General features: G+C 71.8%; 23 protein-coding genes. 2 read left to right on the top strand and 21 right to left on the bottom strand.

The genetic code is table 11. The annotated features are described in order from the left end of the window. Together ABEB12_RS20215 and ABEB12_RS20210 are read right to left on the bottom strand one after the other, a co-directional pair. A partial coding sequence (locus ABEB12_RS20215) for a chromosome segregation SMC family protein (RefSeq protein ID WP_345702977.1) occupies positions 1 to 1,741 on the bottom strand: 1,741 nt, incomplete at its 3' end. A 45-nt stretch (positions 1,742 to 1,786) separates the two neighbouring features. Continuing rightward, complete coding sequence (locus tag ABEB12_RS20210) at positions 1,787 to 2,110, bottom strand: acylphosphatase (protein ID WP_185060288.1); 324 nt, start codon at positions 2,108 to 2,110, stop codon at positions 1,787 to 1,789. Between ABEB12_RS20210 and ABEB12_RS20205 the strand changes: the two genes are divergently transcribed. Further along, positions 2,103 to 2,795, top strand: a complete 693-nt coding sequence (locus tag ABEB12_RS20205) for a CAP domain-containing protein (protein ID WP_185060287.1) — start codon at positions 2,103 to 2,105, stop codon at positions 2,793 to 2,795. The genes ABEB12_RS20210 and ABEB12_RS20205 overlap by 8 nt on opposite strands. Before the next feature lie 2 nt (positions 2,796 to 2,797). Here ABEB12_RS20205 and ABEB12_RS20200 read toward each other — a convergent pair whose 3' ends face one another. The 14 genes from ABEB12_RS20200 to ABEB12_RS20135 all read right to left on the bottom strand — a co-directional run bounded on the left by ABEB12_RS20200 (position 2,798) and on the right by ABEB12_RS20135 (position 17,366). Beyond that, positions 2,798 to 3,478, bottom strand: coding sequence for a response regulator (locus ABEB12_RS20200; protein WP_185061288.1), 681 nt, complete (start codon positions 3,476 to 3,478; stop codon positions 2,798 to 2,800). Between the two features lie 8 nt (positions 3,479 to 3,486). Further along, positions 3,487 to 6,102: a sensor histidine kinase gene (locus tag ABEB12_RS20195; protein WP_185060286.1), complete on the bottom strand. Its 2,616-nt coding sequence runs from the start codon at positions 6,100 to 6,102 to the stop codon at positions 3,487 to 3,489. Beyond that, positions 6,102 to 6,722 (bottom strand): potassium-transporting ATPase subunit C, encoded by a 621-nt coding sequence (locus ABEB12_RS20190; RefSeq protein WP_345702974.1) that lies wholly within the window; start codon positions 6,720 to 6,722, stop codon positions 6,102 to 6,104. Before ABEB12_RS20190 ends, ABEB12_RS20195 begins: the two co-directional genes overlap by 1 nt. A 7-nt stretch (positions 6,723 to 6,729) precedes the next feature. Then, positions 6,730 to 8,883, bottom strand: coding sequence for a potassium-transporting ATPase subunit KdpB (gene kdpB / locus ABEB12_RS20185; protein WP_221498013.1), 2,154 nt, complete (start codon positions 8,881 to 8,883; stop codon positions 6,730 to 6,732). An 11-nt stretch (positions 8,884 to 8,894) separates the two neighbouring features. Continuing rightward, a complete protein-coding gene (gene kdpA, locus ABEB12_RS20180; protein ID WP_185060284.1) occupies positions 8,895 to 10,559 on the bottom strand; it encodes a potassium-transporting ATPase subunit KdpA in 1,665 nt (554 codons plus the stop codon). Continuing rightward, entirely contained in the window at positions 10,560 to 10,646 is an 87-nt protein-coding gene (gene kdpF / locus ABEB12_RS20175; protein ID WP_185061286.1) for a K(+)-transporting ATPase subunit F, read from the bottom strand. 235 nt (positions 10,647 to 10,881) lie between these two features. Further along, positions 10,882 to 11,304, bottom strand: a complete 423-nt coding sequence (locus ABEB12_RS20170; protein ID WP_185060283.1) for a hypothetical protein — start codon at positions 11,302 to 11,304, stop codon at positions 10,882 to 10,884. Positions 11,305 to 11,605: 301 nt separating this feature from the next. Then, positions 11,606 to 12,478 (bottom strand): bifunctional DNA-formamidopyrimidine glycosylase/DNA-(apurinic or apyrimidinic site) lyase, encoded by an 873-nt coding sequence (gene mutM, locus ABEB12_RS20165; RefSeq protein ID WP_185060282.1) that lies wholly within the window; start codon positions 12,476 to 12,478, stop codon positions 11,606 to 11,608. Positions 12,479 to 12,485: 7 nt separating this feature from the next. Then, positions 12,486 to 13,271: a ribonuclease III gene (gene rnc / locus ABEB12_RS20160; RefSeq protein ID WP_185060281.1), complete on the bottom strand. Its 786-nt coding sequence runs from the start codon at positions 13,269 to 13,271 to the stop codon at positions 12,486 to 12,488. 20 nt (positions 13,272 to 13,291) lie between these two features. Beyond that, a complete protein-coding gene (gene rpmF / locus ABEB12_RS20155; protein WP_185060280.1) occupies positions 13,292 to 13,474 on the bottom strand; it encodes a 50S ribosomal protein L32 in 183 nt (60 codons plus the stop codon). Positions 13,475 to 13,502: 28 nt separating this feature from the next. Then, positions 13,503 to 14,117: a YceD family protein gene (locus ABEB12_RS20150; protein WP_185060279.1), complete on the bottom strand. Its 615-nt coding sequence runs from the start codon at positions 14,115 to 14,117 to the stop codon at positions 13,503 to 13,505. 22 nt (positions 14,118 to 14,139) lie between these two features. Then, positions 14,140 to 15,411, bottom strand: coding sequence for a MinD/ParA family ATP-binding protein (locus ABEB12_RS20145; RefSeq protein ID WP_345702972.1), 1,272 nt, complete (start codon positions 15,409 to 15,411; stop codon positions 14,140 to 14,142). Positions 15,412 to 15,575: 164 nt separating this feature from the next. Continuing rightward, positions 15,576 to 16,298, bottom strand: a complete 723-nt coding sequence (locus tag ABEB12_RS20140; RefSeq protein WP_221497646.1) for an ATP synthase subunit B family protein — start codon at positions 16,296 to 16,298, stop codon at positions 15,576 to 15,578. 66 nt (positions 16,299 to 16,364) lie between these two features. Further along, positions 16,365 to 17,366 (bottom strand): hypothetical protein, encoded by a 1,002-nt coding sequence (locus tag ABEB12_RS20135; RefSeq protein WP_345702971.1) that lies wholly within the window; start codon positions 17,364 to 17,366, stop codon positions 16,365 to 16,367. Positions 17,367 to 17,589: 223 nt separating this feature from the next. Between ABEB12_RS20135 and ABEB12_RS20130 the strand changes: the two genes are divergently transcribed. Beyond that, a complete protein-coding gene (locus ABEB12_RS20130) occupies positions 17,590 to 18,351 on the top strand; it encodes a bestrophin-like domain (RefSeq protein ID WP_185060277.1) in 762 nt (253 codons plus the stop codon). Positions 18,352 to 18,376: 25 nt separating this feature from the next. On the opposite strand, the gene coaD is transcribed toward ABEB12_RS20130, so the two are convergent. The 5 genes from coaD to ABEB12_RS20105 are packed head-to-tail and all read right to left on the bottom strand — an operon-like array spanning position 18,377 to position 23,528. Then, positions 18,377 to 18,862 (bottom strand): pantetheine-phosphate adenylyltransferase, encoded by a 486-nt coding sequence (coaD, locus tag ABEB12_RS20125; protein WP_185060276.1) that lies wholly within the window; start codon positions 18,860 to 18,862, stop codon positions 18,377 to 18,379. Between the two features lie 11 nt (positions 18,863 to 18,873). Beyond that, entirely contained in the window at positions 18,874 to 19,428 is a 555-nt protein-coding gene (rsmD, locus tag ABEB12_RS20120) for a 16S rRNA (guanine(966)-N(2))-methyltransferase RsmD (RefSeq protein WP_185060275.1), read from the bottom strand. Next, positions 19,425 to 19,841, bottom strand: coding sequence for a PIN domain-containing protein (locus ABEB12_RS20115; protein ID WP_185060274.1), 417 nt, complete (start codon positions 19,839 to 19,841; stop codon positions 19,425 to 19,427). Before ABEB12_RS20115 ends, rsmD begins: the two co-directional genes overlap by 4 nt. After that, a complete protein-coding gene (locus ABEB12_RS20110; RefSeq protein WP_185060273.1) occupies positions 19,838 to 20,098 on the bottom strand; it encodes a type II toxin-antitoxin system prevent-host-death family antitoxin in 261 nt (86 codons plus the stop codon). The genes ABEB12_RS20115 and ABEB12_RS20110 overlap by 4 nt, the downstream gene beginning before the upstream one ends. A gap of 52 nt (positions 20,099 to 20,150) precedes the next feature. Further along, positions 20,151 to 23,528: a pyruvate carboxylase gene (locus ABEB12_RS20105; RefSeq protein WP_185060272.1), complete on the bottom strand. Its 3,378-nt coding sequence runs from the start codon at positions 23,526 to 23,528 to the stop codon at positions 20,151 to 20,153. Positions 23,529 to 23,591 lie beyond the last annotated feature (63 nt).

Here is a 23,591-nt window from a genome sequence, read left to right as displayed (position 1 = left end):
CCCCGCCGGGCCCTGGCGCCCCGCTGACGATGCCGGCCCGGCCGGCGCCGTCCGACTTGAGCAGGCGCAACGCGTCCAGCGCCTGGGGTGGCGCGGACACCGCGACGCCTTCGGCAAGACCGCCGAGCGCGGCGGCCAGCGCGGCCTCCGCGCCGGGTGACACGGTGATCAGCTCGGCCAGCTTGCCCAGCACCCCGGGCAGCCGATCGCCGGCGGAGAGCAGCGCGGCCACGCCGTCCTTGCGGTTCAACGCCACCGACAGCGCCTCGACCCTGGCCTTCCAGTGCGCGCGCTCCCGCTCCAGCTCGCGCTCTTGCGCGACCAGCTCCTCCACCCGGCGGCGGGCCTCCCGGTGGGCGTCCACCGCCGCCCGGCCGCGCTGGTCGAGGCCGTTCGGACCCTCCGGCCCCTCGTCCAGCGCGCCGAGGTCGGCCTGCAGCACCGACAGCTCGGCCTCGGCCGCCTCGGTCCGCGCCCGGGCCTCGGCCAGGGCGCCGGACAACCGCTCGATCTCCTCGGCGGTGGCCGCCGACTTGCTGCGCAGCGCCTCCGCCCGGCCCTCCAGGGTGGCCAGCCCGGCCCGCCGGTCGGCCACCGCACGGACCGCCGCCAGGTGCTCGCGCTCGGCGGCGGCCAGCTCCCGTTCCCGGGCGGTCACCGTCTCCAGCGCCGCGTTCAACGCCCGCCGGGCGTCCGCGACGGCCGAGACCAGCGCGTCCTCCTGCTCGGCGACGGCCTCGGCCTCCGCCTCCAGCTCGTCCGGGTCCTGCCCGACGGAACCCGCGCTCACCGGCTCGGACAGGTGCCGGCCCCGCTCGGCGGCCAGCCGCACCGTGCCGCGCAGCCGCTCGGCCAGCGAGGACAGCCGGTACCAGGTCTCCTGGGCCGTGGTCAGCGCGGGCGTCGCGGCGGCCAGGGCGGCCTCGTGCACCGCCAGCTCCTCGCGCGCACCGACCAGCGCCTGCTCGATCTCCCCCCGCCGCTCCCGGGCCAGGGCCTCGTCGGCCTCCTCCCTGGCCAGCTCGGCCCGCAGGGTGACCAGGTCGTCGGCGGCCAGCCGCAGCCGGGCGTCGCGCAGGTCGGCCTGCACCGTCTGCGCCCGCCGGGCGATCTCCGCCTGCTTGCCCAGCGGCTTCAGCTGCCGGCGCAGCTCGCCGGTGAGGTCGGTCAGCCGGGTCAGGTTGGTCTGCATCGCGTCCAGCTTCCGCAGCGCCTTCTCCTTGCGCTTGCGGTGCTTGAGCACGCCGGCGGCCTCTTCGATGAAGGCCCGCCGCTCCTCCGGCTTGGACTCCAGGATCGCGGCCAGCTGGCCCTGGCCGACCACCACGTGCATCTCCCGGCCGATGCCGGAGTCGGAGAGCAGCTCCTGGATGTCCAACAGCCGGCAGGTGTTGCCGTTGATCTCGTACTCGCCCGCGCCGTCCCGGAACATCCGCCGGGTGATCGACACCTCGGAGTAGTCGATGGGCAGTGCGCCGTCGGAGTTGTCGATGGTCAGCGTCACCTCGGCGCGGCCCAGGGGCGCGCGCCCCGAGGTGCCGGCGAAGATGACGTCCTCCATCTTGCCGCCGCGCAGCGCCTTGGCGCCCTGCTCGCCGAACACCCACATGATCGCGTCGACCACGTTGGACTTGCCCGAGCCGTTCGGGCCGACCACGCAGGTGATGCCCGGCTCGAGGCGCAGCTCGGTGGCCGAGGCGAAGGACTTGAAGCCCTTCAGCGTCAGTCGCTTGAGGTGCACATCGGCCTTCCGTCGGACAGCAGGGTCAAGGTCAACGCTCTGGGGTCAACGCTCGACGAACGAGCGCGGCAACCCGGTGGGTTCGCTCCATCGCTCGATCACCCGGTCCACCCGGCCGGGCGTGTCTCCCCCTCGCAGCAGTTCTAGGAGTGTCTCACAAGCCTCTCGTGCACCCTCCGCAATCACTTCCACCCGTCCGTCACGCAGGTTCGAGGCGCTGCCGACCAGGCCGAGCTCGAGCGCGCGGGATCGCGTCCACCAGCGGAAACCCACCCCTTGAACGCGTCCGTGTACCCATGCTGTCAGTCGAATGGCGGTATCCGGGTTCACGCCCCGCAGTCTGCTACGTTCACCCGTTGTGATGTCCATCGGGCGGCGGCGTCTGGTCCCCGTCCTGGTCGGTCTCGGTTGCGGCGCGCTGGTCGCCGTCGCCGCGGTTCTGGTCGCGCCCCGCGCGGAGCAGCATGCACCGCCGCCGCCCCAGGCGCCGAGCAGCGAGCCGGTCGGCGACCCCGGCCCGATCGCGGTGGGGCCGCTGCCCTACGACGACGCATCGCAGCCACCGGCGGCCACCGGCCCCCTGCTGCTGCCCATTCCCCCACCCGGGCCACCGCTGCCTCCCGTGCCTCCCGGCCCGCCGGTCGCGGCGCCGCCGCCGGCACCGAAGCCGCCGGTGATCGCCGGCCCGGCCGCGCAGATCGTGTCGATCACCAACGCGCGCCGGGTGGCCGCCGGCTGCAAGCCACTGACCGTGGACCCCCGGCTGAACCGGTCGGCCCAGCGCCACAGCCAGGCCATGGCCAGCAAGTCCTTCTTCAGCCACGACGACCCGAGCGGGCACGACTTCGCCGACCGGGAGGTGGCCGCCGGCTTCCCGGCCGACCGCACCGGCGGAGAGAACATCGCGCGCGGCTACCGCACGGCGGCCGAAACCATGAGCAAGTGGATGAACAGCCCCTCCCACCGCCGCAACATCCTCGACTGCGAGTTCAAAACCATCGGCGTCGGCTACGTACCCAACGGCCACTACTGGACCCAGAACTTCGGCTTCTGAGATCAGGGCTCGAAGCGGTAGCCCATTCCCGGTTCCGTGATGAGGTGGCGGGGGTGGGCGGGGTCGGGTTCGAGTTTGCGGCGGAGTTGGGCCAGGTAGACGCGCAGGTAGTTGGTTTCCTTGCCGTAGGCGGGGCCCCAGACCTCCTGGAGGAGCTGGCGTTGGCCGACCAGCTTGCCGGGGTTGCGCACCAGCTGCTCGAGGATGCCCCACTCGGTGGGCGTCAGGTGGATCTCCGCCTCGTCGCGGACCACCCGCTTGGCCGCCAGGTCCACGGTGAAGGTGGCCGCCTTCACCACCGGCTCGCCGTCGACCTGGCCGACCGAGGCCCGGCGCACGGCGGCGCGCAGCCGGGCCAACAGCTCGGCCATGCCGAACGGCTTGGTCACGTAGTCGTCCGCGCCGGCGTCCAGCGCGTCGACCTTGTCGGTCGAGTCGGTGCGCGCGGACAGCACGATGATCGGCACCTGGGTCCAGCCGCGCAGCCCGGCGATCACCTCGGTGCCCGGCATGTCGGGCAGGCCCAGGTCCAGCACCACCACCTCGGGCAGCCCGTCGGCGGCGGCCTTCAGCGCCCCGGTGCCGTCCACGGCGGTGAGCACCTGGTAGCCGCGCGCGGTCAGGTTGATCCGCAGCGCGCGCAGGATCTGCGCGTCGTCGTCCACCACCAGCACCTTGGTCATGCCCGCGGTCATGTCCCAGCCTCCGGAAGCGAGATCACCACAGTGAGCCCGCCGCCCGGGGTGTCCTCGGCGACCAGCGTGCCACCCATCGCCGTGGTGAAGCCCTTCGCCACGCTCAGCCCGAGCCCCACCCCGGTGGTGGCGTCCCGGTCACCCAGCCGCTGGAACGGCTGGAACAGCCCGTCGGCCGCGCTGCGCGGGACACCCGGCCCCGAGTCGACCACTCGCAGCTCCACCCGGTCGGCGTGCGCGCTGGCCCGCACCGCCACCGGAGCGCCCGCGCCGTGCCGCAACGCGTTGTCGACCACGTTGGCGACCACCCGTTCCAGCAGTCCCGCGTCGGCGAGCACGTCGGGCAGCGACTCGTCGATCTCCACCTTCACCCGGTATGCCCCTTCCACCCCGGCCAGGGCCAGCGTGACCGCCTCGTCGTAGCCGACCGCGCGGGGCCGGGGCACCACCGCGCCGGCGGCCAGCCGGGACGAGTCAAGCAGGTTGTCCACCAGCGCGGTGAGCCGGTCCACCGACTCCTCGACGGTGGCCAGCAGCTCCGCCCGGTCCGCTTCGGACAGCCGCAGCTCGGCGTCGCGCAGGCTGCCCGCCGCCGCCTTGATCGAGGTGAGCGGGGTGCGCAGGTCGTGCCCGACGGCCGAGAGCAGGGCCGAACGCAGCCGGCCGCCCTCCGCCTGGCGCCGGGCCTCGGCCGCCTCGGCCGCCATCCGCTGGGCGCGCAGCGCCAGCAGGGCCTGGCCGCCGACCGTCTCCAGCACCCGCCGGTCGGCCGCCGCCAGCGGCCGGCCCCGCCCGATCAGGTGCACGTCCACGTCCACCGCCACGTCCACTTCGGCATCCTCCGGGCGCAGGCAGTCCGGCGGGCTGGTGCAGGCCACGGTGCGCCAGCCGTTGGGGACGTCCGGGGCGTGCTCCAGCACCGCCACCGAGGGCAGGCCGAACGCCTCGCCCACCTTTTCCAGAAGCCGGGGCAGCGGGTCGGCCCGGGTCAGCACCGTCCGGGCGAAGGAGGCCAGCAGGGCCGCCTCGGTGCGCGCCACGGCGGCCTGCTCGGACCGCCGGGCCGCCCGGTCCACCACCAGCGCCACCGCGATGGCCACCACCACCATCACCACCAAGGTGATCACGTTCTGCTGTTCGGCGATGGTGAAGGTGTACAGCGGCGGGGTGAGGAAGTAGTTGAGCAGCAGCCCGCCGGCCACCGCCGCGAGCAGCGCCGGCCCCAGCCCGCCGACCAGCGCGACCAGCACGGTGGCCAGGAAGAACAGCACCACGTCGGTGGACAGACCGAACACGTTTTTGCCGAGCACGCCGGTGACCGTGGCCAGCCCGGGCAGCAGCGGCGCGCACAGCCAGCCGGCGGTCCGCCGGGTCGGGGAGAGCGCGCTGCGCACCCGGCGCACCAGCGTGCCGCCGCCGGCCTCCTGGTGGGTCACCATGTGCACGTCGATCGGCCCGGAGTCCTGCACCACAGTGGCGCCGATGCCCTCGTTGAACAGCCGGGCGACCCGGGACCGCCGGGAGGTGCCGAGCACCAGCTGCGTGGCGTTCACCCCGCGCGCGAAGTCCAGCAGCGCGGCCGGCACGTCCTCCCCGCCGACCACGGTGTGGAAGGAGGCGCCCACACCGTCGGCCAGCTTGCGGAGCCTGGTCAACGCCTGCGGCGGCGCGCCGGCCAGCCCGTCACCGCGCAGCACGTGCACGCACAGCAGGTCGGCCCGGCGCCCCTCGCTGGTACCGCTCGCGCCGGCCTGGGCCGGGCGTCCGGTGGCGGCACCTCCCGACCGCTTGGCGATGCGCGCCGCCCGGCGCAGCACCGTCTCGCTCTCCGGGCCGCCGGTGACCGCGACCACGATCCGCTCCCGGGCCTCCCAGACGTCGGTGATCTGCTGTTCGGCCCGGTAGCGCTGCAGGGCGACGTCCACCTCGTCGGCCACCCACAACAGCGCCAGCTCGCGCAGCGCGACCAGGTTGACCGGCTTGAAGTAGTTGGACAGCGCCGCGTCGATCTTCTCCGGCGGGTAGATGTTGCCGTGCGCCATCCGGCGGCGCAGCGCCTCCGGGGTGATGTCCACCAGCTCGACCTGCTCGGCGCCCCGCACCCACTGGTCCGGCACGGTCTCCCGCTGCCGGACCCCGGTGATCTTCTCCACCACGTCGTTGAGCGACTCCAGGTGCTGCACGTTCACCGTGGAGAGCACGTCGATGCCGGCCGCCAACAGGTCGTCGATGTCCTGCCAGCGCTTCTCGTGCCTCGAACCGGGGACGTTGGTGTGCGCCAGCTCGTCCACCAGCACCACGGCCGGCTTGCGGGCCAGCACGGCGTCGGTGTCCAGCTCGCCGAACTCGTTGTCCCGATAGGTGATCTGCCTGCGAGGCACCACCTCGAGGGTGCCCACCAGGGCCTGGGTCTTCGGCCGGCCGTGCGTCTCGACCAGGCCGACCACCACGTCGGTACCCCGGTCGGCACGCCGCCGGCCCTCCCCGAGCATCGCGTACGTCTTACCCACACCGGGCGCGGAACCCAGGTAGATGCGCAGCTTGCCCCGGCGGGCCGGCGGATCGTACGTCACCTCCCCATTGTCACCCGGGTGTCGATGTAACCAGGCCATCACCGGCCATGCGCCGCCCGCGCAATCGCCAGGTTCAGCTCGGTCACGTTCACGCCCGGGGCACCGAGGACGCCCAGGGCGCGGCCGTCGGTGTGCTCGGCGACCAGCCGCGCCACGTCGGCGGCCGGCACCCCGGTCACCCGGGCCACCCGCGCCGCCTGCAGCTCGGCGTAGGCCGCGCTGATGTGCGGGTCGACACTCGAGGCCGAGGCGGTCACCGCGTCCGGCGGCACCGCCGCCGGGTTCACCCCTTCCCGGGCCGCGATCGCGGCCCGCCGGTCGTTCACCGCCTTGAGCAGCTTCTCCGAGTCACCGGCCTGGTTGGACGCCGCCGAGGTGGACGGGTCACCCGGGCCGAGGATGTCCTTGGCGGTGGCCGAGGGCCGGGTGTGGAAGTACGGGTCGGCGGCCGGGTCCTTGGCCACCGGGTCCACGCCGATCAGCGACGACCCCGTCGCGGTCCCGTCCGGAGCCGTGATCACCGAACCCTCCGCGTGCGCGGACAGCCCGGGCAGGTGGGCCACGGCCCACACCGCCAGCGGGTAGGCGATGCCCACCAGCACGGTCATCACCAGGATCATGCGCAGCCCGGCGAGGGTCTGCCTGGTCAGTGCGTTCACCGCGAACTCAACCAATCCCCGGCAGCAGCCGGACCAGCAGGTCGATCAGGAAGATGCCGGCGAACGGCGCGACGATCCCGCCGAGCCCGTACACCAGCAGGTTGCGCCGCAACAGCGCGGCCGCGCTGGACGGGCGGAACCGCACCCCGCGCAGCGCCAGCGGGATCAGCGCGACGATGATCAGCGCATTGAAGATCACCGCGGACAGGATCGCCGACTCCGGGCTGGCCAGGTGCATGATGTTCAGCTTGTCCAGCTGCGGATAGGCCACGGCGAACATGGCCGGCACGATGGCGAAGTACTTGGCTACGTCGTTGGCCACGGAGAACGTGGTCAGGCCGCCCCGGGTGATCAGCATCTGCTTGCCGATCTCCACGATCTCGATCAGCTTGGTGGGGTCGGAGTCCAGGTCGACCATGTTGCCGGCCTCCTTGGCCGCCGAGGTGCCGGTGTTCATCGCCACCCCGACGTCCGCCTGCGCCAGCGCGGGGGCGTCGTTCGTGCCGTCACCGGTCATCGCCACCAGCCGGCCGCCCTCCTGCTCGCGGCGCATCAACTCCATCTTCGCCTCCGGGGTGGCCTCCGCGACGAAGTCGTCCACGCCGGCCTCGGCGGCGATCGCCTTCGCGGTCTTCGGGTTGTCCCCGGTGACCATCACCGTGCGGATGCCCATGGCCCGCAGCTCGGCGAACCGCTGCGCCATCAGGGGCTTCACCACATCGGACAGCCGGATCACGCCGAGGATGCGCGCTTCGCCCGCCCGTGAGTGAGAAGTGTGGCTATAGCCATACTTCTCACTCACGGGTGGCGGCGAAGCCGCCACAACCAGCGGCGTGCCGCCCTCCTCGCTGATGTCGTCCACCAGCACGTTCACCAGTTCCGAAACGTGCCCACCGGACGAGCGCACCCAGTCGGTGACCGCGCTGGCCGCGCCCTTGCGGACCTGATGCCCCCCGAGGTCGATGCCGGACATCCGGGTCTGCGCGGTGAACGGCACGAACTCCGCCACCGCCTCGGCGGCGGTCGCCTCGGCCGCCAGCCCGTGCTCCCGGTGGCACAGCTCCACGATGCTGCGCCCCTCCGGCGTCTGGTCGGCCAGGCTGGAAAGGCGGGCGGCCTCGGCCAGCTCGGCCACCGTCACCCCTTCCACCGGCACCAGCGCGGTGGCCTGGCGGTTGCCGTAGGTGATGGTGCCGGTCTTGTCCAGGAGCAGGGTGTCCACGTCACCGGCCGCCTCCACCGCACGACCAGACTTGGCCAGCACGTTGCGCTGCACCAGCCGGTCCATGCCGGCGATGCCGATGGCGGACAGCAGCGCGCCGATGGTGGTCGGGATCAGGCACACCAGCAACGCGGTCAGCACGATCAGCGACTGCGGCGCCCCCGAGTAGCCGGCCATCGGCTGCAGGGCCACCACGGTCAGCAGGAAGATGATGGTGAGCGTGGCCAGCAGGATGGTCAGCGCGATCTCGTTCGGCGTCTTCTGCCGCTGCGCGCCTTCCACCAGCGCGATCATCCGGTCCACGAAGGACTCGCCGGGCTTGGTGGTGATCTCCACGACGATCCGGTCGGACAGCACGGTGGTGCCGCCGGTGACCGCCGAGCGGTCGCCACCCGACTCGCGGATCACCGGCGCGGACTCGCCGGTGATCGCCGACTCGTCCACCGTGGCGATGCCCTCCACGATGTCCCCGTCACCGGGGATCACCGCGAACTCGGTGTGCGCCTCCACGACCACCCGGTCACCGATCTTCAGCTCGGTGCCCGGTACCTGCTCGGTGGACCCGTCCGGACGCAGCCGCAGCGCGACCGTGTCCTTCTTGGTCTTGCGCAGGGTGTCGGCCTGCGCCTTGCCCCGGCCCTCGGCGACCGCCTCGGCCAGGTTGGCGAAGATCACGGTCAGCCACAGCCAGATGGCGATGGTGATCGCGAAGACGCCCGGCTCCACGATCGCCTGCACCGTGACCAGCACCGAGCCCACCCACACCACGAACATCACCGGGTTGCGCAGCTGCGCCCTCGGGTCCAGCTTCCGCATCGCGTCCGGGAATGAGGTCAGCAGCTGGCGCGGGCTGAACGCCCCGGCACCGACCGACCGGCCCGTCCGTTCCGCGTGCAGGTGCTGGGCCTCGTCCGGACTGCGGACCGGACGATTCGGCATCACAACGCGAGTCATGCAAGTGCCTCCGCGATAGGCCCGAGCCCGAGGGCCGGGAAGAAAGTGAGAGCGGCGACGATCACTACGGTCCCGGTGACCAGCACGCCGAACAGCACGCCGTCGGTCGGCAGGGTCCCCGCACCGGGCTCGACCCGTCTCTGCGCGGCCAGCGACCCGGCGAGGGCCAGCACGGCCAGGATCGGGATGAACCGGCCGAACAGCATGGCCAGGCCGAGGGTCGACTGGAAGAACGGGCTGGTCACGGTGATGCCGGCGAACGCGCTGCCGTTGTTGTTGCCGGCCGACGCGTAGGCGTAGAGGACCTCGGAGAACCCGTGCGCACCGGAGTTGGCCAGCGCGGCGTTCAGCTCGCCGGGCTGGGCCAGCGCCGCGCCCGAGCCGAGCAGCACCATGGTGGGCATGGCCAGGATGGCGATCGCGGCGGCCGTCACCTGCTGGCGGCCCAGCTTCTTGCCCAGGTACTCCGGGGTGCGGCCGACCATCAGGCCGGCCAGGAACACCGCGATCACCGCGAGCACCAGCAGGCCGTACAACCCGGTGCCCACACCACCCGGAGCAACCTCGCCGAACAGCATGTTCAGCAGCGCGACCCCGCCGCCGAGGCCGGTGTAGCTGTCGTGCATGCCGTTGACCGCGCCGGTGGACGTCCCGGTCGTGGACACCGCGAACAGCACCGACGACGGGATGTCGAACCGGACCTCCTTGCCCTCCATCGCGGCACCGGCGGCCAGCGTGGCCGGGCCGTTCGGGTGGGTCTCCGCCCACCAGGCGACGGCGAGCATGGCGCCCCACAGCGCGCCCATCACGCCGAGCAGCACATGACCCTGCCGGGTGTCGCGCACCATCACGCCGAACGCCCTGGTCAGGCTGACCGGGATGACCAGGATCAGGAAGATCTCGAGCAGGTTGGACCAGCCGTTGGGGTTCTCGAACGGGTGGGAGGAGTTGGTGTTGAAGATCCCGCCGCCGTTGGTACCGAGTTCCTTGATCGCCTCCTGGGAGGCGGCCGGGGCCAGTGCGATGGTGTGCCGCTGGCCGTCGATGCCGGTCACGTCCACGCCGGTGCGCAGGCTCATCACCACGCCGGTGGCCACCAGCACGATGGCCGAGACGAAGGCCACCGGCAGCAGAATCCGGATGACGCCCCGGGTGAGGTCCACCCAGAAGTTGCCGATCCGGTCCGTGGAGGCCCGGATGAACCCGCGGATCAGCGCCACCGCGACCGCTATACCCACCGCGCCGGAGACGAAGTTCTGCACGGTCAGGCCGGCCATCTGCACGGTGTGGCCCATCACCGACTCCGGCACGTAGGACTGCCAGTTGGTGTTGGTCACGAAGGAGATCGCGGTGTTGAACGCGATCCCCGGGTCCACCGCGCCCCGGCCGAGGTCCAGCGGCAGGAACGGCTGGAACCGCTGCAGCAGGTACAGCAGCAGCACCGAGACGAAGGAGAACCCGAGCACGCCGGCCGCGTACACGGTCCAACGCTGCTCACTGTCCGGGTCCACCCGGACGATCCGGTAGATGGCGCGCTCGAACCGCAGGTGGCGGGCGCCGGTGTACACGCCGGCGATGTAGTTGCCGAACGGCACGTACACGGCGGCCAGGAGCAGCAGCAGTACGCCGACCTGCAAGAGGCCGGCCAGTGTGGTGGACATCTAGAACCTCTCCGGCCGGACCAGCGCGACGAACAGGTACATGAGCAGCAGCAGGGCGACCACTCCGCCCACGACGTTGGCGATCACAGCTGCTCCAGTCCACGCAGCAGCAACGCCAGCACCGCGAAGCCGCCGACGATCAGCAAGAGATAGGCCAGGTCGGCCATCCGGTATGCCCTCACTTTCTCGATCTGGGGTCACCGGAAAGCGTGCGAGATGTTGCCCCGTTTGCGTCGGCAAGTTGCGCGCCCTTGACGCCGGGCGGCGCCGCGTTGACGGGTTCTTGACGCCCCGGTGAGACCGCTCACCAGGGCGGGTGAACTCACCGACCCGATGCGGTGACCAGCGTCAACCGTGCCCGGGCCGGCTCGGCGCTCTCGGTCTTCCCGGCATGCAGGCGCACGGCCAGCCCGGCCGCACTGGCCGCGAGCGCCAGCCCCACCAGCAGCGCCAGGGCGGCCCGCTCGGGCCCGTCGAGGTGCAGCTCGCCGAACTGGTGCAGCACAAAACCGGAGTACAGCCCCCAGCACTGCGCCGCCGCGGCGAGGGCGCCGAGCAGCGTGGTGCTCACGCCGACCGCCAGCACCACCACGCCGAGCAGCACGAGGGCGATGGGCGGCCAGTCACCGGCACCGAGGGGAAATGCCACCAGGGTGGCGCCGATTCCGACGAAGAAGCCGAGCGCGCTGCCGGTCGAACCAGGCAGTCGGGGCGGCACCGTTTCGGAAGAACGTGCACGTGGCATGGGCCACCTCCCGCCTTCGACCCTCCCACCACCCCATCCGACGAGATCCAACCCTTAACGCGTCCCTAACGCCCACCCCCACCCATATCGCGGATTCCACCAGGTCATGTCGCGGATCTGTCCAGTCCATGTCGCAGGTTCAGACCGGCGCAGACCGACGTGCCGGGACGCACCAGACCGCGACACGGCCTGACGAGACCAGCGATATGGCCTGGCGGGACCAGCGATACCGCCTGACGGGACCAGCGATATCGCCTGGTGGGATCCGCGATATGGGGCGGGAGGGTCCGCGATGTGGGGGTTAGCGGGGGCGGGGTTGGCAGCGGGGGCAGTAGTAGGAGGAGCGGTTCATGAAGGGCTCGCGGCGGATCGGGGTGGCGCAGCGGCGACACGGGCGGTCTTCTCGGCCGTAGACGTTCAGCGAGCGCTCGAAGTAGCCGGAGTTGCCGTTCACGTTCACGTACAGCGCGTCGAAGCTGGTGCCACCCTGGGCCAGCGCCTCGTTCATCACCTCGGTGGCGGCGGACAGCACGTTCCGGGCCGCGACCCGGGTCAGCTTGCCGGTGGGCCGCACGCCGTGCAGGCGGGCGCGCCAGAGCGCCTCGTCGGCGTAGATGTTGCCGATGCCGGACACCAGCGACTGGTCCAGAAGCGCGCGTTTCAGCTCGGTGCGGCGGGCCCGCAGCGCGGTGACCACCGCCTCGGCGTCGAAGCCGGCGTCCATCGGGTCGCGGGCGATGTGGGCGATCGGCTTGGGCAGCAAGGCGCCGTCGGCCTCGACCAGCTCCTCCACGCTCAGCCCGCCGAACGTGCGCTGGTCCACGAAGCGCAGCTGGGGGCCGCCGTCGGCGAAGTCCAGCAGCATCCGCAGGTGCTTGTGCGGCGGCACGGCCCGGCCGGCGACCAGCATCTGCCCGCTCATGCCGAGGTGCGCGAGCACCGCCTCGGACGGGCCGTCCGGCTGGTCGCCGTCCAGCTCCAGCCACAGGTACTTGCCGCGCCGGCGGGCGGCGGTGAGGGTGTGCCCGGTGATCCGGCCGATCACGTCGGCGGCGCCGAGAACGTGGCGGCGGACCGCCCTCGGGTGCAGCACCTGGACGCCGGTCACCCGGCGGCCGATGACGTGGTCGGCGAGGCCCTGGCGCACCACCTCGACCTCGGGCAGCTCCGGCACCCGGGCCTCAGGTACCCGGTTGGTCGGGAGTCTCGCCGGCCTCGCTGTCCGCCGCGCCGTCTTCGGAGAGCGTGCGCCAGGCCAGCTGCGCGGCCTTCTGTTCGGCTTCCTTCTTGGTGCGGCCCACCCCGGTGCCCAACTCCCGCCCGGCCACCACGGCGATGGCGGTGAACGTCTTGAGGTGGTCGGGGCCGTCCTCGGTGATCCGGTACTCCGGCACGCCCATCTCGGCCGCGGCGGTGAGCTCCTGCAGGCTGGTCTTCCAGTCCAGGCCGGCGCCCAGGCGGGGCGCGGCCTTGAGCAGGCCGTCGAACAGGCGCTCCACCAGGCGGCGGGCCACCTCCAGCCCGTGCTCGAGGTAGACCGCGCCGATCAGCGCTTCGGTGGCGTCGGCCAGGATGCTCGCCTTGTCCCGCCCGCCGGTGAGCTCCTCGCCCCGGCCCAGGTACAGGTATCCGCCCAGCCCGCCGCCCCGGTCGTCGGTGGCCGGCGGTCCCAGCTCGCGCGCCACCGACGCCAGGGCGTGCATGTTCACCACGCTGGCCCGCAGCTTGGCCAGCTGGCCCTCCGGCAGGTCCGGGTGCGTGCGGTACAGGTGTTCGGTGACCACCACGCCGAGCACGGAGTCCCCGAGGAACTCCAGGCGCTCGTTGGTGGGCAGCCCGCCGTTCTCGTAGGCGAAGGAGCGGTGGGTCAGGGCAAGGGTCAACAGCTCGGCGTCAAGATCGACGTCGAGCCGTGCCAACAACGCGGAATGGTCGGTTTCCGGCCCTCGCGTCGCCCGATCTCTCACGAGGGCTGGCGCAGCTTCGGTCAGGCCGGGCTGACGACCGGCCGACCGTCGTACTGCCCACAGTTCGGGCAAGCCACGTGCGGAGGCTTCGGCTGGCGGCAAGCGCGGTTGGAACACGGCGCCAGGGTCGGCGCGGAGGCCTTCCACTGTGCACGGCGGGTGCGCGTGTTCGAGCGCGACATTCGGCGCTTGGGAACGGCCACGACGATCTCTCCAACTTTCTCGGTGCGGTTACCGACGCTCAGCGTTTTCCGCCGGGTCGGCGTCCGCCACAGCGGACGCGAGCCGACCCCGCATTCCCTGCAGGGAGGCCCATCTGGAGTCAATTGTCTCATGGCTGTGGTTCGGCTCCAGATCCGCCCACCGTTCACCACATTCCGGGCACAGCCCCCGGCAGTCCGGCCGGCACAACGGGGCCAGCGGGAGCCCCAGCAACACCGCGTCGCGCACCATCTGCTCGGTGTCGATCATGTCGTCCACCACGTGCCCGACCTCGTCGGTCTCGGTGGTCGCCTCGGTGGCGCTGTCCGGGTACGCGAACAGCTCGCCGAGCCGGGCGGTGACCTCGTCGGCGATCGGCTCCAGGCAGCGGGCGCACTCCCCGACCAGCACGGCGTGCGCCGTGCCGGACACGAACACGCCCTCGCTGGCCGATTCCAGCTTCACCTCCAGCTCGATCGGCTCCCCCTCCGGGATGCCGATGACCTCGAGGAAGAAGCCGGCCGGCGCCGGAACCGTGCGCCGGTAGTCGCGCATGCCGCCGGGCCGCCGGCCCAGCTCGCGCGTGCTGATCACCCAGGGGCTGGCCGCCTCGGGGTGGTTCGGGCGTTGCTCACTCTTCGACATAACGCTTTCCAGCGTACCGGCCTCAGTAACCGGAGAAGCGGTCGGCAATGAGCGCGCCGAGCTCCAGGAAGGCGTGCTTGCTCTCCTCACGCATGGCCGCCAGGTCCACCCGCCCGCCGGTGGCCAGGTGCGGGTCGTAGGGAATCTCCACCACCGCCCGGGTCCGGCCCAGGAAATGCGCCCGCACTCTTTCCCGGTCGATCTCCGGACTCACCCGGTCACAGCACAACACCACCACGGCATCGGCGACCATCTCGGCGTAGCCGTGCGCGACCAGCCAGTCCAGCGTCTTCGACGCCCGCGACGAACCGTCCACCGTCGGCGCCCCGACCACCACCAGCGAGTCCGCCAACGCCAGCGTGCCCTCCATCGCGGAGTGCACCAGACCGGTACCCGAATCGGTGATGATGATGTTGTAGAAGCGGGCCAGAACCGCGCAGATCTGCTCGTACTCCTGCCGGCTGAACGCCTCGCTCATCGCCGGATCCTGCTCCGACGCCAACACCTGCAGGCGACCCGCCAACGACGTGTAGTGCGACACCGCCGTCAACGAGTCGATGTCGTCGATGTTGTCGAGCATCTGCCGGACCGTCACACCGATCTCACCGGTCAACCGGTCCGCCAGGGTCCCCGCATCCGGGTTGGCATCCACCGCGACCACCCGGTCACCCCGGTGCTCGGCCAGCGTCAGCCCCAGTACCGAGGAAACCGTGGTCTTGCCCACGCCGCCCTTCAGCGAGGACACCGCGATCTGGTGCGCCCCCGGCAGATGCCGGCGAATCCGGCGCAACAACACGTTCCGCGCCGCCTCCGCCTCGCTCACGCCCGGGTTGATCCGGCCGCCGGACGCGGCGTAGACCGCGCCCCGCCAGCCGGCGATGGGCCGCTCGGCGCGGGGCCGCACGATGGCGTCGTCGGTCAGGTCGGCGGCCGTGCCGGTGGCCGGCCTCGGTGGCTGGTGCCGCGGCTGGTACTGACCCGGGTCCGGTTCCACCGGCGCCGGGGGCCGGCTCGAGTCCGCCGCCAGGGCGGGCGGGGGCGTCCCGTCGAACATCGGCTGGTTCGCCGGGTAGTCCGGCTGCCCGGTGTAGTCAGCCGACATCTCGAACCGATGCTGGTGCTTGGGCCACCAGTTGCGCGGGTCGAACGCCGCCGGCGCCATGCTGCCGTCCGGGTAGCGCGGCCGGGCCGCCGCCCAGCCGTCCGGCCCGGTGAGAGGCGGCCCGAGATCGAACGCCGGCGTTTCCTCCGCTGGATGCTCGGTCCGCGTGGACTCGGGCTCCCGTGTGGTCATGTTCCCCTCCGAGCACATCACTGCCACCAAGGACAGCCCAGACAGCCCAGACAGCCCAGCGATCACTCACGCGCGCTCCTCTGCCGCCCTCATCTCGAGCCCGCTACCGTGCGTAACCACTATAGGCACGTTGCCGGTTCGGACAAACCCGCGGGAGTAATCGCTTAGCTCAGCAGATCCGTTCCAATGCGGTCCTTCGCCCCGACCGCGGACCAGCGGCCCCGCTGCCCCCGCCCACGCTGAACTGTAGTCAACGTGCGGGTGAGCGTCTCCTCGAAACTGGCCAGCGCGGAGTCGATGTACTCGTCACACTCGGCGCGCAGCCGCTGGGCCTCCCGGTCGCCGGCGTCGATGATCCGCCCGGACTCGATGTGCGCGGCCTGCACCACCTCGGTCTGCGCGACCAGTCGCGCCTGCTCGGCCTCGCCGTCCGCCACCGCCTGCCGGTAGGCCACCTCCCCCGACTCGGCCAGGCGCTCGGCCTCGGCGCGAGCCCGGTCCGCCAGGTCCTGGGCCTGGGCCCGGGAGTCCGCCACGGTCCGCTCGGCGTCGTGCCGGGCCCGGGAGACCAGCTGCTCGGCCTCCTCGCGGGCGTCGGCGAGGATCCGGTCGGCCTCCGCCTGCGCGTCTCCGGTCAGCTTGGCGGCGTCCTCCTCGGCCCGCTGGGTCAGCTCGTCGGCGCGCTGCTCGGCGCGGGAGAGCATGTCGTCGCGGTGGTCCAGCACGTCCTGCGCGTCATCCAGCTCGCCGGGGATCGCGTCGCGCAGCTCGTCCAGCAGGTCCAGAACCTCGCCCCTCGGCACCACGCAGTTCGCCGTCATGGGCAGGCCGCGAGCCTCTTCCACCACGGTGACCAGCGCGTCAAGTGCTTCGAAGACCCGGTACACGGCCCCCAGTGTGCCCGCCGAAATGCCCAGAACGTGGCATTGCGGAAGAGGCCGCGTGTCTGCAGGCTACCGGCCGATGCGGGTCACCGCGGTCAATGCGCCCACGCTCACCGTCAGCACGAACAGGCCGAGCACGGCGACCAGCATCGCGGTGCGCGCCGGGCCGGGTCGGCGTTCGGCGCGGGCCTCCACCCCGGGTCTCCGCGCCACCGGAGCAGGGGCCGCCGCCGGAGCAGGCGCGGCAGCGGCGGGAGCGGGCGGGGCAGGAGGAGCGGGGGCGGGGGCCGCCGCGGGGGGCGGTGGCGGCGGAGGTGGTGGGGCCTCGGCGGGAGCGGCGGGCGGCGCCGGGGCGGGTTGGGCCGGCGGCTCGGGGTCCACGGTCGGCTCGGTCCTCGGCTGTTCCGGCTGCGCGGTCGACTGGACGGTCGGGGGCGGCGCGGGCAGGGCGACCGGCGGAAGCGCCGTGGAGGCAACCACGGTCGGCGCCGGGGCTGTCGGCAGGGGCGCGGGTGCGAGTGCTGTCGGCGGCGGCGTAGGCACGGCGGGCGTCGGCAGGGGTTCCGGGGCGGTCGGCAGAGGTGCCGGCGCCGCGACCGTCGGTGCCGGCGCGGCGGAGGGCTCGGGCGTCGGTGCCGGGCCGGGCGCACGCCGGCCACCCTGGATGACGACACGAACCCTCGCCCCGGCCGCGATCTGCTCGCCGGTGAGCGCCACCTGGGCGAACACGGTGGCGTGCAGCAGCGTGGTCAGCAGGGGGGCGGCGGCCTCGCAGGCCACCGCCCGCGCCCGGCCCGGCGCCAGCTCGGCGATCACCCGGGTGCAGTCCGGACCGAGCTCCAGCTGGACCTGGATGTTGCGGAGCACCTGCCCGCCGGTGTTCGTCACCACGGCGGTCTGCCGCACCGGCATCCCGGGCAGCGTGACCGAGGGGAAGACCGAGGTGGTCACCGAAACCGCTCCGGGCTCCTCGGCCGGGTTCTGGGCCACCGCCCGCCCCGCGAACGCCCCTGGTGCAAATACAAGACCCAACACAGCTAGTAGCAGCGCGAGCGACACGTGCCGCGACATCAAGCACCTTCCGCGCAAATACCGGGATCTCAGGAAATGGTCATCCTTGTTGACACGAGAACGCTTTTCTACCCTAACCAAACCGGCCCGAGAAGCCGCCGATGCGGGCATTCACCTCTTCCAGCTAATCTGCCGGGGAAGACATTCCACCCTCGTTCTTCGCGCTGCTAGTTTTCCCCGGTCCTTCGTGCGGGTCCGCACTTCAGCTGAATGAAAAGAAAAGATGGCATTCGGAGCCCTCCTCGCCGCGCTCATCCTGGCCGCTCTGGCGGCTGTGCTCGTCATGGTCCTCGACGGGCCACGGAGCAGTACTCTGACAAAGGACTCAGATTCCAGCTCGCTCAGCTTTATTGGCGGGATACTCAGTGCACTCTTTACCGTCGTTCTGGCGTTCTACGTGGTTTTCTCCTGGCAAACCCGCGACAATGTGGAAACTGATTCGTCGCTGGAAGCCGACGCACTGATCGACTCTTTCTGGCAGGCCGACCAAGCCCCCGAGCCGGTGCGCACCGAGCTCACCGGGTTGATCCGGGCATACGCCAACCAGGTGGCGGGATCCGAGTGGCCGCTCATGGAGAACGGCATGCACAGCCCCGAGGTCTCCGCGACGCTCGCCGCGATCAGGGCCAGGTTCACCGCGCTGCCGGTCACTCAGGACGCGGTCGGCGACGCCCGCCGCCAGGGCCTGGCCGACGTCCAGGTGATCGACAACAGCCGCCGCGCACGGCTGGACGACGCCACCGGCGAGTACGGCTTCAACTTGGTGCTGCTCACCGCCACGATCATCGGCGCCGCCCTGACCATCGCATTCCCGCTGATCCTCGGCCTGCGCCGGAAGGCGGTCAACATCACGATGATGGTCCTGCTCGGCGCGACCATCGGCGCGACGCTGTACCTCAGTCAGCAGATGATCCACCCGATGCGCGGGCCGTTCGCGGTGACCCCGGACGCGCTCCGGTCGGCGCTGGTGGAGATGCGGCGCTGAGCGGGACGCTAGTGTCCTGAGGACACTAGGACGACATCTCGCCCAGGCGCTCGGTGAGCCGGGCGAACACCGGTGCCGGCAGCAGGTGCGCGACGTCACCGCCGTACTTGGCCACCTCCTTGACCAGCGAGCTGGCCACGAAGCTGTACTCCGGGTTGGTGGACATGAACAGCGTGTCCACCCCGGACAGGCGCCGGTTCATCTGCGCCATCTGCAGCTCGTAGTCGAAGTCGGTGACCGCGCGCAGGCCCTTCACGATGGCCAGCACGTCGTGGTCCCGGCAGAAGTCGACCAGCAGGCCGTGGAAGGAGGACACCTTCACGTTGGGGTACTGCGAGGTGACGTCGGTGAGCATCTCGATCCGCTCGTCCACGCTGAACAGGCCGTGCTTGTTGGGATTGACCAGCACCGCGACGAACAGCTCGTCGAACAGGCCGGCGGCGCGGCCGATGATGTCCATATGACCATTGGTGACCGGGTCGAAGGAGCCGGGACACACCGCGCGTCTCACGAACCGGGACGTTAACAAACTCCGAAGTGCAGCGTGGTGTCTCCGTAGCGACGATCACGCAGCGGGCGCAGTGGCGGCGGCCACTCGAACGCCGCCGGCGCGGACGATCGTTCCAGCACAACGGTGGCGTCCTCGGCCAACCAGCCGTGCTCGGCGGCGTCGCGCAGCCAGCCGGCGACCTCCGCGTCGACCACCCGATAGGGGGGATCGGCGAGCACCAGGTCGTAGCGCCGGGTCGCGGGGGTGGCGAGCAGCGGGCCGACCGGGACCGGCCGGACATCGGCCCGGTCGGCCATGCCCAGCTCGGCCACGTTGCGCCGCAGCACCGCCGCCGCCCGCCGGTCCGACTCCACGAACAACGCGTGCGCCGCGCCCCGGGACAGGGCTTCCAGGCCGAGCGCCCCGGAACCCGCGCACAGGTCCAGCACCGAGGCGCCGTCCAGCCCCGGGTCGGCCTGCAGCGAGCTGAACAGCGCCTCCCGCACCCGGTCCGCGGTCGGCCGGGTGCCGCTGGCCGGCACGGCGATCCGCCGGCCGCCGACCGCGCCGGCGATAATCCGCGTCACGCCGATGCCGCGAACGGGTTGAGCAGCTGGACACCCGTGCGCGCGACGTCGCAGGTGTTGCGGGTGACCAGGGTGAACCGCCGCACCAGCGCGGTCGCCGCGAGCAGCCCGTCGACCGCCGGCAGCGGGTCGGGCACGTTCAGCTGTCCCCAGGTCTCGGCGATCTCGGCCGTCACCGGGAGGACCCGGTCCCGGTAGGCGTCGCCGAGCCGCCAGAGCCAGCGCTCCAGCGCCTTGGCCCCCACCTCGTTGTGCCGGGCCAACCGGGTGATGCCCTGCCGGATCTCGCCGACCACCAGCACGCTGAGGAACAGCTCCTCCTCGTCCACGGAGTCGAACCATTTCGTGACACCGGGGTCCGGACTCCGCTTGCGGATCTCGGACACCACGTTGGTGTCCAGCAGGTAGCTCACCCCGGATCGCCGAAGGTGACCGCGCGCGCGGGCGCGGCGGAGCGGTCGATCTCCAGCTCGTCGAGTTCGGGGGCGCTCCGGAGAAACTCCTTGAAGTCCGTGCCGGAGCGCTTGAGCCGCTCGTACTCCTCGACGTCGATCACCACGACCACCTCCTGGCCATGCCGGGTCACGTACTGCGGGCCATCCTCTCCGACGGCCCTGACAAGTTCGCTGAACCGCTGCTTGGCCTCCTGCAGTTGCCAACGGTTGGCCACGACGACCTCCCCGAGACGAATCTGTCTAGACAGACTAGATGGTTTGCTGCGGCTAGTCCAGCTCGACCAGTAGGTCGCCACCCTCCACCTGCTGCACGGCACCGATGGCCAGCCGGGCCACCCGCCCGCCGGTGGCCGCCGTGATGCCGGCCTCCATCTTCATCGCCTCGATGGTCGCCACGGTCTGCCCGGCGGACACCGTGTCGCCCTCCGCGACGGCCAGCGTGACCACCCCGGCGAACGGCGCCGCGACGTGCTTCGGGTTGCCCCGGTCGGCCTTCTCCGCCGCCTTCACGTCGGTGGCCACCGACTCGTCCCGCACCTGGATCGGCCGCAGCTGGCCGTTCAACGTGGCCAGTACGGTGCGGAAACCCCGCTCGTCCGGCTCCGAGATGGCCTCCAGGCCGATCAGCAGGGTGACCCCGGGCTCGAGTTCCACCTCGTGCTCGGTGTCGGTCTCCAGCCCGTAGAGGAAGTCCCGGGTGGACAGCACCGAGGTGTCCCCGTAGGACTCCCGGTGCGCCTCGAACTCCTTGGTCGGGCCGGCGAACAGCAGCCGGTTCAGCGTGCGCCTGGGCTCCTCGCGCAGCCCCTTGCGGTCGTCGTCGCCGAGTGCGGTCTCCCCCTTCGCGGGAGAGCGGCCCTCGAGAGCGCGGGACCGGAACGGCTCCGGCCATCCGCCGGGCGGGTCGCCCAGCTCGCCGCGCAGGAAGCCGACCACCGAGTCCGGCACGTCGAACCGGCCCGGGTCGGACTCGAACTCCTTCGGGTCCACGTCCGCGCCGACCAGGTGCAGCGCCAGGTCCCCCACCACCTTGGACGACGGCGTGACCTTGACCAGCCGCCCCAGCATCCGGTCGGCGGCCGCGTAACAGTCCTCGATCTTCTCGAACCGCTCGCCGAGGCCCAGCGCGATGGCCTGCTGGCGCAGGTTGGACAGCTGCCCGCCGGGGATCTCGTGGGTGTAGACGCGGCCGGTGGGCGAGGTCAGCGCCGACTCGAACGGCGCGTACACCTTGCGCACGGCCTCCCAGTACGGCTCCAGGTCGTTCACCTCGACTAGGCCCAGGCCGGTGGTCCGCTCGGTGTGGTCGGTGCCGGCCACCAGCGCGGACAGCGAGGGCTGCGAGGTGGTGCCGGACATCGAGGCCACCGCCGCGTCCACCGCGTCCACCCCGGCGTCGATCGCGGCCAGCAGCGTGGCCAGCTGCCCCCCGGCGGTGTCGTGGGTGTGCAGGTGCACCGGCAGGTCGAAGCGGTCGCGCAACGCGGTCACCAGGGTGCGCGCGGCCGGCGGGCGCAGCAGGCCGGCCATGTCCTTGATGGCCAGCACATGCGCACCGGCCTCGACCGACTGCTCGGCCAGCCGCAGGTAGTAGTCCAGCGTGTAGAGCTTCTCCGCCGGGTCGGACAGGTCGGCGGTGTAGCACAGCGCGACCTCGGCGATCGCGGTCCCGGTCTCCCGGACGGCGTCGATGGCCGGGCGCATCTGGGACACGTCGTTCAGCGCGTCGAAGATTCGGAAGATGTCGACGCCGGTCTTCGCCGCCTCGGCGACGAAGGCATCGGTCACCTCCACCGGGTAGGGCGTGTAGCCGACCGTGTTGCGCCCGCGCAGCAGCATCTGCAGGCACAGGTTGGGCGCCGCCTCCCGCAGCGCGGCCAGCCGCGCCCACGGGTCCTCGGCCAGGAAGCGCAGCGCCACGTCGTAGGTGGCGCCGCCCCAGCACTCCAGCGAGAGCAGCCCGGGCAGCATCCGGGCCACGTGCGGGGCCACCGCCAGCAGGTCCTTGGTGCGCACCCGGGTGGCCAGCAGGGACTGGTGCGCGTCCCGGAAGGTGGTGTCGGTGACCCCGACGGTGGTCTGCTCGCGCAGCCGGCGGGCGAACCCCTCGGGTCCCAGCTCGCGCAGCAGCTGCACGGAACCGTCCGGGGCCGGCGGCAGCAGGTCCACCTGGGGCAGCTTGGTGACCGGGTCGACCACCTTCGGGCGCGGCCCGTGCGGCTTGTTGACCGTGGTCGCGGCCAGGTACGAGAGCACCCGGGTACCCCGGTCGGCCGGCTGCCAGGCGGTCAGCAGGTGCGGGCGCTGCTCGATGAACGAGGTGGTCACCCGGCCGGCCTGGAAGTCCTCGTCGGCCAGCACGGCCTGCAGGAACGGGATGTTCGTGGACACGCCGCGCACGCGGAACTCGGCGACGGCGCGACGGGCGCGGCGGACGGCGGTGGCGAAGTCCCGCCCCCGGCAGGTCAGCTTGGCCAGCATCGAGTCGAAGTGCGCGCTCACCTCGGCGCCGGTGTGCACCGTGCCGCCGTCCAGCCGGACGCCGGAGCCGCCCGGCGAGCGGTAGGTGCTGATCACCCCGGTGTCCGGGCGGAAGCCGTTGGCCGGATCCTCGGTGGTGATCCGGCACTGCAGCGCGGCCCCGCGCAGCGTGATGGTGTCCTGGGACAGCTCCAGGTCGGCCAGCGTCTCACCGGCGGCGATGCGCAGCTGCGAGGCCACCAGGTCCACGTCGGTGACCTCCTCGGTCACCGTGTGCTCCACCTGAATGCGCGGGTTCATCTCGATGAACACGTGGTCGCCGCGCTCGTCCAGCAGGAACTCCACCGTGCCGGCGTTGCGGTAGCCGATGGCGCGGGCGAAGGCGACCGCGTCGGCGCAGATCCGGTCCCGGGTGTCCGGGTCCAGGTTCGGCGCCGGGGCGATCTCCACCACCTTCTGGTGCCGGCGCTGCAGGGAGCAGTCCCGCTCGAACAGGTGGATGGTGTCACCCTCACCGTCGGCCAGTACCTGCACCTCGATGTGCCGGGGGTTCACCACGGCCTGCTCCAGGAACATCCGGCCGTCGCCGAACGCCGCGTCCGCCTCGCGCATCGCCGCCTCCAGCGACTCGCGCAGCTCGCCGGCGCCGGCCACCCGGCGCATGCCCCGGCCACCCCCGCCGGCCACCGCCTTCACGAACACCGGGAACCCGATGTCGTCGGCGGCGGCGAGCAGCGTGGCCACGTCGTCGGAGGCCTCCGAGGAGCGCAGCACCGGCAGCCCGGCCGCCCGCGCGGCATCCTTCGCGCTGGCCTTGTTCCCGGTCAGGTGCAGCACCTCGGCGGTAGGCCCGACGAAGGTGATGCCGGCCTCCGCGCAGGCCTCGGCCAGGTCCGGGTTCTCGGACAGGAAGCCGTAGCCGGGGTAGACGGCGTCCGCGCCGGCCCGCCGGGCGGCCTTGACGATCTCGTCCACCGACAGGTAGGCGCGTACCGGGTGGCCCGGCTCGCCGATCTGGTAGGACTCGTCGGCCTTGAGCCGGTGCAGGGAGTTCCGGTCCTCGTGCGGGAACACCGCCACGGTGCCGATGCCTAGCTCGTACGCGGCGCGAAACGCGCGAATCGCAATCTCGCCGCGGTTGGCGACGAGCACCTTGCGAAACATCTTGCCTCCAGGTTGGCCGATCGGGCTACCTTGTGAAGTACCGGTTGGACAAGCAGAAACCTC

This window comes from Actinospineispora eucalypti (assembly GCF_039543365.1).
Lineage (GTDB): Bacteria > Actinomycetota > Actinomycetes > Mycobacteriales > Pseudonocardiaceae > Pseudonocardia > Pseudonocardia eucalypti.
The sequence above is the reverse complement of the archived record's forward strand: the minus strand, read 5'-3'. Positions and strand labels throughout refer to the sequence as shown.